This is a genomic window from Streptomyces odontomachi, from assembly GCF_024435355.1.
Classification (GTDB): domain Bacteria; phylum Actinomycetota; class Actinomycetes; order Streptomycetales; family Streptomycetaceae; genus Streptomyces; species Streptomyces odontomachi.
This window is the reverse complement of the sequence record NZ_JAMJWG010000002.1, coordinates 364,410-380,618: the sequence shown is the minus strand read 5'-3', so window position 1 is coordinate 380,618 and position 16,209 is coordinate 364,410. Positions and strand designations below refer to the sequence as shown.

At 71.0% G+C, this 16,209-nt stretch carries 10 protein-coding genes; 4 read left to right on the top strand and 6 right to left on the bottom strand.

Annotated features, from left to right (window positions below):
- Nucleotides 1-30: 30 nt before the first annotated feature.
- The 4 genes from NQO67_RS06295 to NQO67_RS06280 form a co-directional block, all read right to left on the bottom strand.
- Nucleotides 31-1,233, bottom strand: coding sequence for a cupin domain-containing protein (locus NQO67_RS06295; RefSeq protein ID WP_255947728.1), 1,203 nt, complete (start codon nucleotides 1,231-1,233; stop codon nucleotides 31-33).
- Between the two features lie 339 nt (nucleotides 1,234-1,572).
- The gene (locus NQO67_RS06290; RefSeq protein WP_255947726.1) at nucleotides 1,573-3,432 is read right to left on the bottom strand and encodes a glycoside hydrolase family 2 protein; all 1,860 of its coding nucleotides are present in this window, start codon (nucleotides 3,430-3,432) and stop codon (nucleotides 1,573-1,575) included.
- Nucleotides 3,433-3,573: 141 nt separating this feature from the next.
- On the bottom strand, nucleotides 3,574-4,590 hold the full coding sequence (locus NQO67_RS06285) for a LacI family DNA-binding transcriptional regulator (protein WP_255947724.1): 1,017 nt from the start codon (nucleotides 4,588-4,590) through the stop codon (nucleotides 3,574-3,576).
- A gap of 139 nt (nucleotides 4,591-4,729) precedes the next feature.
- On the bottom strand, nucleotides 4,730-5,629 hold the full coding sequence (locus tag NQO67_RS06280; RefSeq protein WP_255947722.1) for a LysR family transcriptional regulator: 900 nt from the start codon (nucleotides 5,627-5,629) through the stop codon (nucleotides 4,730-4,732).
- Nucleotides 5,630-5,760: 131 nt separating this feature from the next.
- Here NQO67_RS06280 and NQO67_RS06275 point away from each other — a divergent pair, with 131 nt between their 5' ends.
- Both NQO67_RS06275 and NQO67_RS06270 read left to right on the top strand, forming a co-directional pair.
- Nucleotides 5,761-6,942, top strand: coding sequence for a CaiB/BaiF CoA transferase family protein (locus NQO67_RS06275; RefSeq protein WP_255947720.1), 1,182 nt, complete (start codon nucleotides 5,761-5,763; stop codon nucleotides 6,940-6,942).
- A 15-nt stretch (nucleotides 6,943-6,957) separates the two neighbouring features.
- A complete protein-coding gene (locus NQO67_RS06270; protein ID WP_255947718.1) occupies nucleotides 6,958-8,262 on the top strand; it encodes an SLC13 family permease in 1,305 nt (434 codons plus the stop codon).
- Nucleotides 8,263-8,327: 65 nt separating this feature from the next.
- Here NQO67_RS06270 and NQO67_RS06265 read toward each other — a convergent pair whose 3' ends face one another.
- On the bottom strand, nucleotides 8,328-10,229 hold the full coding sequence (locus tag NQO67_RS06265; RefSeq protein WP_255947716.1) for a P-loop ATPase, Sll1717 family: 1,902 nt from the start codon (nucleotides 10,227-10,229) through the stop codon (nucleotides 8,328-8,330).
- A gap of 338 nt (nucleotides 10,230-10,567) precedes the next feature.
- On the opposite strand from NQO67_RS06265, the gene NQO67_RS06260 reads away from it, so the two are divergent.
- Complete coding sequence (locus tag NQO67_RS06260; RefSeq protein ID WP_255947714.1) at nucleotides 10,568-13,759, top strand: glycoside hydrolase family 2 TIM barrel-domain containing protein; 3,192 nt, start codon at nucleotides 10,568-10,570, stop codon at nucleotides 13,757-13,759.
- A gap of 200 nt (nucleotides 13,760-13,959) precedes the next feature.
- Nucleotides 13,960-14,997, top strand: coding sequence for a lactonase family protein (locus tag NQO67_RS06255; RefSeq protein ID WP_255947712.1), 1,038 nt, complete (start codon nucleotides 13,960-13,962; stop codon nucleotides 14,995-14,997).
- A gap of 259 nt (nucleotides 14,998-15,256) precedes the next feature.
- Here the strand turns inward: NQO67_RS06255 and NQO67_RS06250 are convergent, their stop codons facing one another.
- A complete protein-coding gene (locus tag NQO67_RS06250; RefSeq protein WP_255947710.1) occupies nucleotides 15,257-16,177 on the bottom strand; it encodes a sirohydrochlorin chelatase in 921 nt (306 codons plus the stop codon).
- Between the last annotated feature and the right edge of the window lie 32 nt (nucleotides 16,178-16,209).

Genomic DNA, 16,209 nt, shown 5'->3' with positions numbered 1-16,209 from the left:
AGCTCGCGGCGCCGCCGGTCACCTGCGAGGTCAGCCGAGGCCGGAAACGGCCACCAGACCGGCCTCCACCACGTCCGTGAGGAACGCACGAACGTCGTCCTCGCCGAGCGGGGTCGTACCACCGGTCCCCACGGCCAGCACCTCGCTCACCGTGCAGTCCATCTGCTCCATCAGCAGCTTCACCATGGCCGACGCCGCCGACGCAAAGGTGAAACGACGGCCGTCCGCCTCGACGACGACCCGGTCGTCCTCCTCACGCAGCACGGCACGGGGAGCGAGCCACGAAACGGTTTCCGCGCCGCCCAGCGTCGTGCCGCCCGTCCTGATGACACCCAGGCTCTGGTATCTGCGTGCCGGGGCACAGGCATCCTGTTCCGTTAGGAAGGTCTCCAGCAGCGCCGGGTCCTCCAGCAGGGAGGAGACGGTGCGCACGATGTCCTGCCGGTGTCGTTCCTGAACGTCCGGCGGGTGGTACCGCGGCAGGTCCATGCGGAGGACGGGATGGGCGCTCATCCGACCGGCAAGCCACTGGAGCAGGTCGACGCCGGTCGGCCTCGGTATGCCGACGGTGAGGTGCAGGGTGGGGCCGTCCATGGCCCGAGCGCTGTGCCACCAGCCGCGCGGCACATGGAGAACGTCGCCGGGAGCCAGCACCATCACGGTCTGCTCTGCCTCGCTCGACGGGGCCGGGTTCTCCTCGATGTCCTGTTCCATCGGCCAGGGGCGTCGGGGCCCGCCGAAGAGGGTCCATTCCTTCTGCCCGGCGATCTGGAGGATGAGGACGTCGTGACCGTCCCAGTGCATGCCGAACCCCGGGCTCTCGCCCCATGCGCTGTACGCGTTGATCTGGACAGGCGTTCTCAGATCCCGTTCGAGCGTGCGGGCTAGGCTGCCCAGCGGGCGGTGCGTACGGTCCACGGCGTCCACGACGAGTGTCGCACCCTTGTGGAGCAACTCCAGGAGCTGCGGAGTCCTGAGGGTACGGAAAACACGTCCGTCGGTGGAGATGTGCGTGCTGATCCACTCGGACTCGGCAATATTGCGCGCGTCCTGGTTCAGACGGATCTGGGAACTGTCCGGACTGACCCGTGAAATGACGTCACTCAATATGTCCCAGGAGAACAGGGTCCCGAACCTGTCCTGATCTCCGTGGAACAGGGCGGGCTCCACTCCCAACGTGGTCTGGAGGAAATCTCGGACCGGTGTGGGATGTACCAGGTCACCGAGGTGCATACGGAGGCCGTTCCACCGTCCGGGCCTGCGCGACGTGGTTCGGACTGTCGGGGCGGTTGTCGTTGCTGTCGGTGCCGCCGTCCCCGGTCCGTTTCCGAGTGCTGAAGACCTGAATGGGTTCGACTGAAAGCAACAGCCGGGGGCCCTGTGACAGCCGTGATTCCGCTTCACTCATGTGCCGATATCCCTCCGGTAGCCTCCACTACCTCGTGCGTTCCAAGGTCGCTGACGAATTCCGCGGGCACAAGGGCGCATCCGGACACGCTGAGGCACGGAAAACCCGGGGCGCGGACAAGGCCACCGTTTCTCTTCGCCCCGGGAAATCTCTGGTTTCGGCGTTCACGGTCGGTCGGTGGACTCGAAGGCGGCCGGCCGCTGCTGGGCCGCCCGGAGCCGCGTCACGTCCAGCTTGCTGGTCCGGTCGAAGCGGTAGATGCCGTTCTGTTCCTGGAAGACGTCGGTGAGCTGGGTGTAGCAGTACCCGAACATGTCGGGGTCGTCGAGCAGCACGCCGGTGAGCCCCGCGAAGCGCTGGTGGAACGCCTCCTCGCTGTCCGGGCGTTCGCCGTACCCCCAGGACACCAGGCGGTCGTCCCCGAGCGCCTGCGCCTCGTCCGGGTTCCACCAGATGCCGCCGAACTCGCTACAGAAGTAGGGCTGCCCGCGATAGGGCACCGACCAGGTGCTGTGGGGCGCCTGGTCCTGTGGGTTGACGAGGGGGGCGTCCCGGTCCAGGCCCGCCATCAACCGGCGGAACACCTCCGGGTCCTGCTCGTAGCAGTGCGCGTCGTACACATCGGTCTCGGGCACGCGGTGCGAGTAGCCCGAAGCGTCGAGCACGGGCCGTGAGGCGTCCGCCGCCTTGGTGGCGAGGAACATGGCACGGGTGACGTCGTCGAGGACGGTCTGCCGGTCCGTGAGCTCCTGCCGGGTCTCGTTGAGCGGGCACCACCCGACGATGGACGGATGCGAGTAGTCGCGCTCCAGGGCCTCGAGCCACTGGGCGACGAAGCCGGCCGTGGGCTGCTGGTTGTCCTGGCCGACCGGCCCGGTGGCCGCACCCCAGTCGCCGAACTCCCCCCACACCAGGTACCCCAGGCGGTCCGCGTGGTGGAGGAACCGTTCCTCGAAGACCTTCTGGTGCAGGCGCGCCCCGTTGAACCCCGCCGCGAGCGACAGTTCGATGTCCCGGACCAGCGCGGCATCGTCAGGCGCGGTCATCAGACCGTCGGGGTACCAGCCCTGATCGAGTACCAGGCGCTGGAAGACGGGCTTTCCGTTGATGAGGACGCGTTTTCCGTCCAGCGTCACCGAGCGCAGTCCCGCCGTGGACACGGTGCGGTCGACCACGGCTCCGGCCGGGTCGACCAGTTCCAGGGCCAGCTCGTACAGGTGCGGGTCCTCGGGGGACCACGGACGGCGGCGGTCCCCGGGCAGGGTCAGGGTGAGGTGCGGGGCGAGATCGAAGTCCGCCGAGACGGCTGCGGACACGGCGACGCCGTGCACGTCACGGACCTCGGCGCGGACCCGGTGGCCGACGCGTGATCCCGACAGCGGGATCGTCACGTGGAACGATCCCGCGGCCAGGTTCGGGGTGATCCGGGGGCGCTGGAGGTGGGTCGCGGCGACCGGCTCCATCCACACGGTCTGCCAGATCCCGGTCGTCCGCGTGTACACGCAGCTGTGGTTGGCGTACTCCGTCGACTGCTTGCCCCGGGCCTGCGGGCCACGGGCACTGTCCCGGGCCCGCACCACGACGACCGCCGCCTGACCCGGCTGGACCACGTCACCCAGGTCGGCGCTGAAGGGCGTGAAGCCGCCGCTGTGCCGGGCGACTTCGTGCCCGTTCACCCACACGGTGGCGTCGTGATCCACGGCACCGAAGTGCAGGATGACCCGGCGGCCCGCCCACGCCTCGGGAACGCGCACCGTGCGCCGGTACCAGACCGCCTGGTGGAAGTCCGTGTCGCCGATCCCGGACAGCTCCGACTCCGGGCAGAACGGGACGAGGATGCGCTCCGGCAGCTCGGCGGTGACCAGGCCGCGCTCCAGGCCGCTGTCACCCGGGTCACGAGCGAACTCCCAGGTCCCGTTGAGGTTGAGCCAGTCCTCGCGGGCGAAGCCGGGCCGCGGGTACTCCGGCCGGGGGAGGGTCGACGTCTCGGGTGCCATCGCGGTCTCGGAGTGCGGTTCGGGCATGGGAAACGTGCCTCCACGGGCAGAAGGACGGATCGGACGGACCCGCCGCAGGACCATCTCAGCACTCCATCTCAGCAGTCATGTACAGCGCTGTAAATGGGTGGTCGAGGATCGGGCACGGGCGCCGGCGCTCCGGCGACGTCAGACCGCGCGGGCGGGTGCGCTCTCCCGGACCACGAGGGAGTGACCGACGATCTCGTGGCGTCCCAGGCCCTCGTACCCTTCGATGCGTTCGAGCAGCAGGCCCAGCGCGCGCCGAGCCAACTGCGCACCGTCCGCGCGGATCGAGGTGAGGCTCGGGCGCACCGCCGAGGCCAGCGTGATGTCGTCCCACCCGGTCACCGCGACCTCCTCCGGCACCCGCAGACCCCGCTGGGACAGGGCCCGCAGGGCGCCGAGCGCGACCAGGTCGTCACGGCACACCAGGGCGTCGGGCGCCATGCCCGCATCGAGGGCGGCCGTCAGCGAGGTGCAGGCGGAGTCCGCGTCGGCCACGCTCCCGGAGACGATCAGTGCCGGATCCACGGGAAGTCCGCAGGTCTCCAGGCCCTGCTGGTAGCCGATCAGACGCATCTTCGACGTCTCGCTGGGGGTGGGGTGCTCGGCACACAGGAACGCGATGCGCCGCCGGCCCAGCGCGGCCAGGTGCTCCACCACCCGCGCGGCGGCCGCGATGTTGTCGATGCGTACGTGGTCGACGCTGAGCGGGGCGGTGTTCTCGCCGAGCAGGACGAGCGGGACGTCGCGGCGCCGCTGGGCGATTTCCGTGGAGGTCAGCCAGACCGGTTGGAAGAGCACCCCGTCGACGATGCCCGCCTCCTCGGCGGACAGGATGGTCCGCTCGGCCTCGGGCGTACCGCCCGACTCCTCGAGCAGCAGCCGGTAGCCCTGCTGCCCGGCCGCCTCGGCGATGACGTGGGCGAGCTCGGCGAAGTAGGGAATGCGCAGGTCGGGGAAGGCGAGGGCGAGCATTTTGGTGCGGCCGGTGGCGAGGTTGCGGCCGCGCATGTTCGGCCGGTAGCCCAGTTCGTCGATGGCGCGCTGGACCCGGGCACGGGTGCTCTCCCGTACGTGCGCGTAGCCGTGGACCACGTTCGAGACCGTCTTCGGTGACACTCCCGCATGCTTCGCCACGTCGCTCAGTCGAACGTTGGCCACTTCGCCTCCTTGAGGTGAGCACGGGCGGTCGTCGACGCCGTGCCGTGCTCCGTCATCTGCCGCCGGCGACCTTATCGAGGGGCCGGCAGCCGCGACGGGCCCGTGCCAGACGGTTGGTGACACCGGTTGACACCCACGTTTACAGCGCTGTAAGTTCGCCGCCCGCCAGCTCCTCCGCGCGGGCGAGGATCAGCCGGCGGACGACGCGGGACGAGCGTGACGGCTGGCTGTCGGCGCGCTGGACCAGGCTCACCTCGACGGGCTCCGCGTCCACCAGGGGGAGCCACGTCAGGTCGGTCATGGGCGGCCGGGTGTCGAAGAGCGCGAGGAGTCCGACCCCGGCACCCTGGGCGACCATGGTCTGAACCGTTCGGGCCGACATCGCCTCGACCATCGCCTCGGCGTTCGGGAGGTGCTCGCGCAGCCGCTGGTGCAGCACGGTACCCGGCCTCATGGTGACGATCGGCCACCGGCCGAGGTCGTCCCAGGTGACCTCGGCGCGGTGGGCGAGCGGGTGGTCCGGCCGGGTGTGGATACCGAGCGGCGCCGTGAGGAGCCGCCGCCGGGCGAGAGAGCCGGGCGCGGGTTCGCCCGGGGTCGTGACCACGGCGAGGTCCAGGTCACCGGCCAGCACCGCGCGTTCGATGTCGCCCGAGGAGCCCTCGCGTACGGAGAAGCGCAGGCCGGGATGGTCGGTCAGCAGCCGCCCCACCACCGGCGCGACGATGGTCTCGACGGTCACCGATCCGCCGCCGATGGACACCCGGCCCTGATACGTCCCGTTGGAGGCCAGCGCCGCCTCGCGCACGGCGTCCTCGGCCGCCACGAGACGGGTGAGCGGGCCGACGAGCGCCTCGCCGGCCGGCGTTGCCCGCACACCCCCTGGGCTCCGGGTCAGCAGCACGGCGTCGAGCTCCTCTTCGAGCATGGTGAGCTGCTGCCCGATCGTGGGCTGGCTGACGCCGCAGGCCGCTGCCGCCGACCGAAGGGATCCGGTGCGTACCGCGGCGAGGAAGTACCGGGCCCGTTCGACTCGCATCCGCTGATGTTATAGCCATTGCCTTTCACCGGATCCAGCGATCGACGTCTTCCCGTGGAGAGGGTGCCGCGACATGGTGGCGCCGGTCGCATCTGGCCGGGAACATTCCGGTTCGCGTGAAAGGAATATTCGTGTCTGGGCCCCTCAACGGTGTGCGCGTCCTCGACATCTCGACGGTTCTCGCCGGGCCTCTCGCCGCTTCCCTGCTCGGCGAGTTCGGTGCGGAGGTGATCAAGGTCGAACAGCCCGGGACGGGGGACCCCGCGCGCGGTTATCCGCCGCTGGAGGACGGGGTGTCCGCCGGCTGGGCGGTCGTCGGCCGCAACAAGTCCAGCGTGACCGTCGACCTGCACCACCCCGAGGCCGCAGCCCTCGTCGGACGGCTTGCCGCGACGGCCGACGTCGTGGTCACCAACTTCCGGCCGGCCACCCTGCGCCGCTTCTCCATCGACTTCGACGACCTCGTCGCCTACCGACCCGACCTGGTCATGGTGCACGTGAGCGCCTTCGGGCGGACCGGCCCGTACGCCGACCGCCCCGGCTTCGCCCGGGTCGCCGAGGCCTTCGCCGGACTGACGCACCGGACGGGGTTCCCCGACGGTCCTCCGGTGTTCGCCGGGTATCCGGTCGCCGACGGCGTCACCGGGATCTACGCCGCCTTCGCCGCGCTGCTCGCCCTGCGCCAGCGTGACCTGACCGGCGAGCCGCAACTGGCCGACATCGGCCTGTACGAGCCCCTGCTGCGGATGATGGAGGACTTCATCGTCGACTACGCCGCGACCGGCGAGGTCCGGGAGCGCCAGGGCAACGAGAACCCGCACATCAGCCCCAACAACCTCTACCGCACCCGGGACGGGCGCTGGCTGGCCCTGCCGGCGTCGACGGAGCAGATGTGGCGCCGGCTGGTCGGTGCGATGCAGGCGCCGGATCTCGCGGCCCATGACTCCATGACCGCCCGGATCGAGCATCGCGCGGAGATCGAGGGCCGGGTGGGCGCCTTCGTGGCCGCCCATGACCTCGAGCCGCTGACCAGGCTGCTGGACGAGGCGGGGGTGGCCTGCGGACCGGTGTACACGGCCGCCGACATCTGCGCCGATCCCCATATGCGGGCCCGTGGATCGGTGGTCGAGGTGACCGACGAGCAGGACGGACGTACCCGCCTGGTCCAGGGGTCCGCCGGACGCTTCTCGGGATTCGAGCAGACGATCGACCGCAGGGCCCCTCGTCTCGGTGAGCACACCCACGCCGTCCTGAGCGACCTCGGCCTCGCCACGACCACCATCGACGACCTCGCCGACCGCGGCGTCATCTGAACCAGGGAGGCACAGATGTCCATGGCCGACGTCTCCATCGTCGTTCTCATCGCCCTCTTCGTGGCGACCCTCGTCCCGAGGTTCAACCTCGGACTCGCAGCCCTGCCCGCCGCCTTCCTCGTCGGCCTCGCCGCGCACCGCACCGCGGACGACGTGACGGCGTTCTTCCCCGGCGACTTCTTCGTGCTGATCGTGGGGATCACGGCGCTGTTCGCCGTCGCCCAGATCAACGGCACGCTCGACTGGCTCCTCGACGGCATGCTCCGCCTGGTCGGCGGGAGGGCCCTGCTGGTCGCCCTGGTCCCGTTCCTGATCGGTGCCGTGCTGACGGCGATCGGCACGCTGCCGGCCGCGGCCACCGCCATCGTCGCGCCCATCGCGCTCGGACTCGCCGCGCGCTACGGGATACCCCCGTTCATCGCGGCCGTGCTCGGCATCACCGGCATCATCAGCGGGCTCCTTTCGCCGCTGGCCATCTACGGCACCAGCGCGCGCCAGCTCGGCGACAAGCTGGGGATCGGCCTGCCCGACTCCGCCCCGATCAGCTTCTTCCTCGGCGGGCTGGTGGCGGGCCTCGCCGTCTCGGCCGGATGCCTCGTCGTCGGGCTCCGCACCGGGGTGATGCCACGTGGCCGCCTCGAGCCGACCACGCCGGCCGGCCTCCTCGCCGCTTCCGCACCGGACGGCTCCGGCGTGGACCCGGGCGCCGAAACCACCGCAGGGCGCCCCGTGTCGACCGGGGCGGCCCGGCTCCTCACCCTGGTGTGCCTGCTGGCCGTGGTGGTGCACTCGGTCGGCTTCGACGTCAACATCGGCTACCTGGGACTCACCGCAGCGGTCGTCCAGCAGCTCGCCCTCCGGCTGGACCCGAACGAGATCATCTCCCGGATCCCCTGGAACGTCGTGCTGCTCATCGGGGGACTGCTCACCTACGTCGGCCTGATGCAGGACCTGGGCGCCTTCACCCGGATCAGCGATCTGCTGCGGGTGGCGGGATCACCGATGCTGAGCCTGCTGGTCCTCTGCTACATCGCGGGTGTCACCTCGTTCGCGGCAAGCTCCATCGCCGTCTTCGCGACCACGATGCCGTTGGTTCCCGCGGTCGTCGCCGAGGGCGCCTCGCCCGTCGGAGCCGTTCTCGCGGTCGCGTTGGCGTCGATCCTCGTCGACATCAACCCGCTGGGCATCACGGGCGGCCTGATCCTCGGCGCCGCCCAGCCCGAAGACCGTGCGCGACTCTTCCGACAGCTGCTGACCTGCGGGCTCGTCTCCGTGGTCGTCGGTCCCGGGCTGGCGTGCGGGGTCTTCGGGTGGTGGTGACGCGGGTGGCACGCGGGGCGGTGCCCATGCCGGGGGCCGACCACGGTCCCGTGCCGGCCGCGGCGTCAGAGTGAGGACTCCGAGCCCCCTCCCGATCCGACGGCGCCGCCGACCGTGGCCATGAGGGCGTTCGCCTGCTCGTCGAGCCGGCGCAGGACCCTCTCGTCCTGGACTCCGCCGGCGGTGAGCCGCGTTCTCAGTTCGCGGAAGTAGTTGGCCGCCGACGTCACATGGGCGGTCGAGTCCACGGACTTCCCGCTCGACTGGAGATCGAGCTTGTGCCGAGCGGCGTGCAGAACCCTCTCTATCTGACCGGAGAGTTCCTTACCGGCGGGTTCGGGGAGGTCGGAGCGGTCCACCATGTTCAGGATGCGGCCACAGGAGCGGGTGAGTTCGGTGAGGAGGTGGAAGTCGCGACTGATTTGCTGACCGGCCGCCGCGTCGCTGCGGGCACTCGATTTGGTGGGAGGGGAGTCGACGTCGTTGTCGGGGCTGTAGGGCGGCAGTCCCATGGCGGTGGTGCTGCCCAGGGCGGGGCGGAAGCAGGGGTGGATGTGGAATTCGTCCTCGTGGCGTTGGACCGGCACTTGCGTGTCGCCGGCGAAGACGACGTCGCTGCCCCGCTTCACCCCGAGGAAGCTGACCGCATAGAGGATGTCGATGACGCCTTGGGTCGTGAGCCTCTCCGCGTAGGCCGGGTAGCCCCGTTGGAAGCTGCCCTGCACGGCCTGGAAACGCCGGTCCAGTGCCGGCCGCATCACGATGTAGCCGTGGTTCTCGAACAGGGTGAACAGCGATTTCAGAAACGGGTGATTGACCAGGTATTCGCGGGCCAGGTCCTGGAGTTTCCAGTCGGAGAACTGCTTGGTCGCCGTGACGATGTCCTCGGGCTGCACCGTGGGATGAGCCTGGCCGTCCGCAACGTCCCTGCACGCGGTGAGGAACTGGATGGCGTCGCGCGGACGTGCCAGGACGCGATGGAACAGATAGTCCGACGTCGCCTCGCCCTCGACGGTGGCGGGAAAGACACCACCCCATAATTCCTCGTGTGTCAGCGACTGCTCGAGGGAGAGGGAGGCCCGGGTGAGTGCCATGTCCCTCAGGGCGGGCTGCGTCCAGGAGATACGAAGCTCGTCGCTGCGGAACTTGTCCCCGTCGCTGAAGTTCAACGAGTCGTAGATGTCGGAGCGCAGGAACAGACAGCACCGCACCGCCCCGCCGTAGCATCGCGTCACATGCTTGGCCGCGAGCAGCAGGCCGGTGACCATGGCGTGGCTGTCGGGATCGATGTTCCAGACCTGCTCCAGCTGGTCGACGAGGATCAGCAGCGGCTCGTGCTGCGGTGTACAGCGCAGTGCCTCGAACGCGGCGAGCACCCCGGACTCCAGGACCTCGAGTTGGCGCAGGGCCCGGGCCCCTTCGGTGCCGCCGTTGAACTCCGCCGTCGCCTCCACCACGCCGAAGGCCTTCAGCGCGAGGGATGCTGCCTGCAACCGTCGCACGCCACGTCGCAGTCGTTCGTACAGCCGGTCCTCGCCGGTCTCGTCGTTGGCCTGGAGGAAGGACTGCAACGCGCGGACCGCGCGCGGGATGCGCCAGCCGTGGGCCGGGCGGGCGTGCGCCGACAGATGCCGTGCGGCCTGGATGGCGAAGGTGTAACGCCAGATCAGGGACTTCGCCGTGTCTGCGGTGACCCCTTGCAACTCGAAGCGGCGGATCTCGTCGCCGGCCGCGTCATCCGGGGTGATGAGGAGGGCGGTTCCCTCGTACCCCGCCATCAGCCGATGGCAGATGGCGCTCTTGCCGGACCCCTTACGCCCGATGATCAGCGTCTTGCGTCCGGTGAGAGCGGCATCGTAGGCGGCGGTGGGCTGGAATCCCCACCGGAGCAGTCCATGGGTGAAATCGGTCTCGGCGTCGTCACGTCCGAAGAACAGACGGCGGACGGGGGCGGACGACTGATCCACTCGATCTCCTCTGCCGGGCGCGCCGGCTCGTCGGCAGCCGGCTGGAACTGACGTCGAAACGCGTTTCGATACGGGCCTGCGCAGCATTCCGATACTAAGCCTGCGGCAGCAGGGCATGCGTGGTGATTCGGGGGAACCATCACGGATGACCAGGTTCGAAAGTGGATCGGATGTGATGTCACCTGCCAAAGTTTGTTTGGTTTGTTGACTAATTCAAACAGGGAACGACAGACTCCCCTCGTTCGGTCGGCCCGGCCGCCGATGCCGCCGTACGGCCCGTACGGCGGCGTGCATACGGCGAACCCGGCACTGCCAGACCACGGCCTGGGAGGCGAAAGATGGCGATCTCACGAAGAGCGGCTCTCAGCGGGGCGGGCGCGGTCGCGCTCGGCGGCGCGATGGACCTGCCGCTCGCCGCAGCCGGCACCGCGGCGGCCGCGACCGGGTCGCCGGCACCCGGCACGCTCGCGGTCCACCCCGGCGCACGCACCGCGGACCTCCGCCCCGGCTGGCGCTTCGCGCTGGTCAACACCACCGGCGAGGACGCCCCCCAGCCGGGCCCGGACGACCCGGCATGGCGCTCCGTGGACCTGCCGCACGACTGGAGCATCGAGCTCGATCCCGTGGCCGACGAGAGCACCAGGGCGGGCAGCGGCTACCTCCCCGGCGGGCTCGGCTGGTACACCAAGGACTTCACCCTGCCGGCCACGCTGTCCGGCAAGCGGCTGTCCGTGGAGTTCGACGGCGTGTACATGGACGCGCTCGTCCACTTCAACGGGCAGCAGGTCGCCGCGCATCCGTACGGCTACACGGGCTTCGCCGTCAACCTCACCGACCTCGCCCACGTGGACGGCCACACGTCGAACACGCTGGCCGTGCGGGTACGCAACCAGATCCCCAGCAGCCGTTGGTACTCGGGCAGCGGCATCTACCGCGACGTACGCCTGGTGATCACCGACCCGGTGCACCTCATCCGGCACGGCGTCACCGTGACCACGCCCCGGCTCGCCGAGACCCTCGCGTCCGGCTACGCCAACGTGCACGTGGCCGCGTCCGTCGTCAGCGTGGAGCGCACGGTCTCGGCGCAGGTCACGGCGACCGTGCTGGACGCCGAGGGGGCCGCCGTGGCCACCGCGAGCACCCCGGTGACCCTGGACGGCACACCCGGCACCGCACAGCTGACCCTGCGCGTCGACGACCCCACCCTGTGGTCGGCCGCGCCGGACGCCACACAAGGCAACGGCAGGAAGGACGCCGCGGCCGGGCCGTCCTACCGCTACACGCTGCGCACCCGCATCACGGCCGACGACCGGACGCTCGACGAGACGGACACCTCGTTCGGCATCCGGCACTTCGCGTTCGACCCCGACCACGGCTTCTCGCTCAACGGTGCACACCTCAAGCTTCAGGGCGTCAACCTCCACCATGACCAGGGCGCGCTCGGCTCCGCCTGCCACCCCGACGCCGCGCGCCGCCAGCTGACGTTGATGCGGGACATGGGCGTCAACGCGCTGCGCACCTCCCACAATCCTCCCGCGCCGCAGCTGGTGGAGCTCTGCGACGAGCTGGGCATCCTGCTGATGGTCGAGGCGTTCGACTGCTGGCAGACCCCCAAGAACCCGTACGACTACGGCCGGTTCTTCGACGAGCACGGCGTCGACGACATCACCGAGATGGTGCAGGCGGCCCGCAACTCGCCCGCGGTGGTGATGTGGTCCATCGGCAACGAGGTCCCGGACAGCACCAAGGCCGCCGGGGTGCCCATGGCGGAACGGCTCATCAAGGCCGTCCGGGCCGCCGACAGCACCCGACCGGTGGTGATCGGCTCGGACAAGTACCGCAGCGTGCCCGCGGACGGCTCCCCCCAGGACCTCATCCTGCGGATGCTCGACGGCGTCGGCCTGAACTACAACACGGCCGCCTCCGTCGACGCCCTGCACGCGAAGTACCCGGACGTCTTCCTCTTCGAGTCGGAGTCCTCGTCCTGCACCTCGACCCGCGGTGTGTACGACAGCCCCGGCCAGCTCAACACCGGAGAGAACTACACGCCGGGCCGGCGCAGCGCCTCGTCGTACGACAACAACCTCGAATCGTGGACGATGAGCGGCGAGTACGTCCTGAAGAAGGACCGTGACCGTGCCTTCTTCGCCGGCCAGTTCGTCTGGACGGGCATCGACTACATCGGCGAACCCACGCCGTACGACGACGTCTTCCCGGTGAAGTCGTCCTTCTTCGGCGCCGTGGACACCACCGGCTTCCCCAAGGACCAGTTCTTCCTCTTCCGCAGCCAGTGGAACGCGGAGCCGATGGTGCACCTGCTTCCCATGGACTGGACGTCGCACCGGTCCAAGGACGAGGTGGTCGTGTGGGCGTACAGCAACGTGCCGGAGGTGGAGCTCTTCCTGAACGGCCGCTCGCTCGGGGTACGCCGCTTCGACACGAAGACGACCGCCTCCGGCACGCCGTACCTGGAGACCACCGAGGCCACCGGCGACGACAAGACCGTCACGTCGGGGCCCTACCCCGGCAGCTACACCAGCCCCAACGGCAGCGCCGGGCATCTGCACCTGACCTGGCACGTGCCGTTCGCCCCGGGCAAGCTGGAGGCCGTGGCGCGCCGGGACGGTGCCGAGGTGGCCCGCGACGTGCTGCGCACCGCCGGCGCCCCCACCGCGCTGCGGCTGACCGCCGACCGTTCCCGGGCGGACGCCGGTGAGCTGGTCTTCGTCACCGCCGAGGTGACCGACGCACGCGGCGTGGTCGTACCGGACGCCGCCCACGCGCTGACGTTCGGCGTGCGGGGCGGCCGGCTGCTGGGCGCCGACAACGGCCGGCAGGAGAGCGCCGAGAACTACACCTCACCCACCCGCAGGGCCTTCAACGGCATGGCGCTCGCCATCGTCCGGACCGGGCAGGCCGGCTCGGTCACGGTCACCGCCCAGGCGCACGGCCTCCAGACGGACTCCGTGACCGTGCCGGTCACCGGCGCCTCGCACGCCACCGCGACGGCCGCCGGCCCGGCGGCCCCGCAGGGGAGCCCCGCAGGCCATGCCGGAGGGGACCACGGCGCCGGCGCGGGCCCGGAGGCCGACGCCGGTTTCTCCGGCGCGGCCGACACGATCCCGGCGGCCATGCTCGACGGTGACCCGGCCACCGCGTGGTCGAACGCGTACACCATGGCCGCCACCGCCCTGCTGCCCGCGATCAGCAAGGCGCACCCCACCGCCTGGGTGTCGCTGACCTGGCCCGCCCGCCGGCGGCTCTCGGGCGCGGAGGCGGTCTTCACCGTGGACGGCGCCCACGACCTGCCGGATTCCATCACGGTGCGCCAGTGGGACGGCTCGCAGTACGTGCCCGTGGACCATGCCCACATCACCTGGGCGACCGAGTCCGGTGGGACCACGCGGATCACGTTCGACGCGGTCACCACCTCCTCGCTCCGGTTCGACATGACCAGCCGTCACCCGCACGAGCCGGGCGGCTTCCTCCGGGTGGTCAGCCTGACCGGACTGGCCGACGGGGAGGGATGAGCCCGAGCGGGTGACACCGCGCGGGGTGGCCGGGCCGGGGTGGCCGGGCGCGGCCATCCCGACCGGCGGGTCGCGCTGGTCGAACGCGTACGGCAGGGCGCGCCGCCGCCACCCCCGCGCGGCCGGTCCCTTCGCACCGTCCGGCGTTTCCTCGACTGCTACCGTCGGCCGCACCAGGACGGAGCCGAGAGGGGACATCAGTGGCCAGGAGCGGCAGCCGGGCGTACATCGGATCATTCACGGCGGCCGGCGGCCGCGGCGTGCTCACCGCCGCCGTGGACCCCGACAGCGGTGCGCTGACCGTGCTGAGCGCGCTCGACACCATCGCCGACCCCTCCTACCTCGCGCTCTCCCCGTCCGGGCGGACGCTGTACGCGGTGAGCGAGACGAACGAGGGGGCACTCGCCGCATTCCGCACGGACCCCGACGGCCTGCGCCCGGCCGGGCCAGCGGTGTCCGTGTCGGCGGCCGGGCCCACCCATCTGAGCCTTTACGACGGCCATGTGCTGACCGCGAACTACGGCTCGGGCAGCGTGAGCGCGGTGCGGGTGGGGCCGGACGGAAGCCTCGGATCACGGGCTTCCGTGCTGCTGCACGAGGGCTCGGGCCCGCACCCGCAGCGCCAGCAGGGCCCCCATGCCCACCAGGTGCAGTCCGACCCCAGCGGCCGGTGGGCGGTCAGCGTCGACCTCGGCACCGACTCGGTGCGGGTGTGCTCGCTGGACCCGGCGGGAGACCTCAAGATCCACCACGAGACGGCGCTGCGGCCCGGCTCCGGACCCCGCCACCTCGCCTTCCACCCGCGCGGCCACCGCGCCTACCTCCTCAACGAGCTTGCACCCACGGTCACCGTCTGCCGCTGGAACGCCGCGGACGGCGTGCTCCAGGCGGGCCCCGAGACGTCCGTGGTGCCCGGTCCGCCGGACGGCGACGCCTTCCCGTCCGGGATCGTCGTGTCCGCCGACGGCAGGTTCGTGTGGACGGCCACCCGCGGTGCCGACGTCATCTCCGTACTGGCCCTCGACGCGGACGGTGACCGGCTCACCCTCGTCGACACCGTCCCGTGCGGCGGCACCTGGCCGCGTGACCTGGCGCTCGACCCGGCGGGGCGGCACCTCTACGCGGCGAACGAGCACTCCGGGAACGTCACCTGGTTCACCCTCGACCCGGAAACGGGGGTGCCGCGCCGTGGCGGCTCCGTTCCGGCGCCCGCGGCGTCCTGCGTGGTCTTCGGCTGAGGCACCCCCCCCGGACGGCTCTCCCGACCCGGGTCCGTCTGACGGGCGGCACCCACCCGCCCTCAGCGCCACCCCGCCACCAGGCATCACCACAGAAACAACGAAGGGCCCGCTCTTGCCCGGCGGGCCCTTTCGTGACCTGGTGTGACGTGCGGATCTCGCCCCCTCGGCCGGGGCAGGCGGCTCCTCGCCGAGCAGGACGTCCCCCAGCTGCGTCCGGCCGGGGCGCGCGCCCGTCACCCGCGCGGTCGTGCCCCGGTCAGCGAACCGGTGCGCCCTGCTGGGGGAGCTTGATGCCCAGCACCGAGGCGTACTGCGAAAGCGCCAGCTTGCCGATCGCGGGGTAGGCGCCCAGGGGCTCCGCCGCCGCACAACCGGCGTCCTTCGCCGCGGACTCCAGCAGCGCCCGGTCGACCTCGGGTCCGACGAGGTAGGGAGCCAGCGCCAGTTGCGCGGAACCGGCCGCGCGCAGCTCGTCGGCGGTGGCCGCGACGGCGCCCTCCTGGTCCAGTGCGGCGGCCATCACCGGCACCGCGAGCCGCGCGGCCAGCAGCATGCCCGTGATGCCCGCGGCCTGCACGGCGTCCGCGCCGCCGACGGAGGTGAGGATGATGCCGTCCGCCGCGGTGGCCACGGTGAACAGCCGGGCCCGGTCGGCGCGTGACAGCCCGGCCTCCGACAGGCGGACGTGCAGGGCCTCGGCGAGCAACGGGTGCGGGCCGAGCACATCGGTCAGCTCGACCTGGGCCTCGCTGGCCGCCACCGCCTCGCGGATACGCTCCAGCAGCGTCGGGTGCGGGCCCGCCAGCAGCGGCACCACCACGGCCACCGGGCCCTCGGGCTCGGCCACCTCGACTCCGGCCGCCTTCGCCTGCTCGTAGCGGGCGGTGCGCTGTTCCAGGGCCTGGTTCAGCACCGTGGTGAGACCGGGAAACTCGTCGTCGTCCCCGTCGAGGTACCCGATCCTGCCGTCCAGGCCGGGCAGCTCGGAGCGCGCGATGCTGACGATTTCCTCGGCAAGGCTGCGGACGTCGGCGCCGGGGGTGCCGGGCACGGCGAGAACGAGCGCGGGTGAACCGTCGGGAGCCACGACAGGCTCCGGACGGCGGTGTCGCCCCGACCGTCGGGGCGGCGGCATTCGTACGGGCAGGCCAGAAGCGGGCCCATTGGGGGAGCTCATGGCGCCGCATGCTACTGGTTTCCCCCACGGCT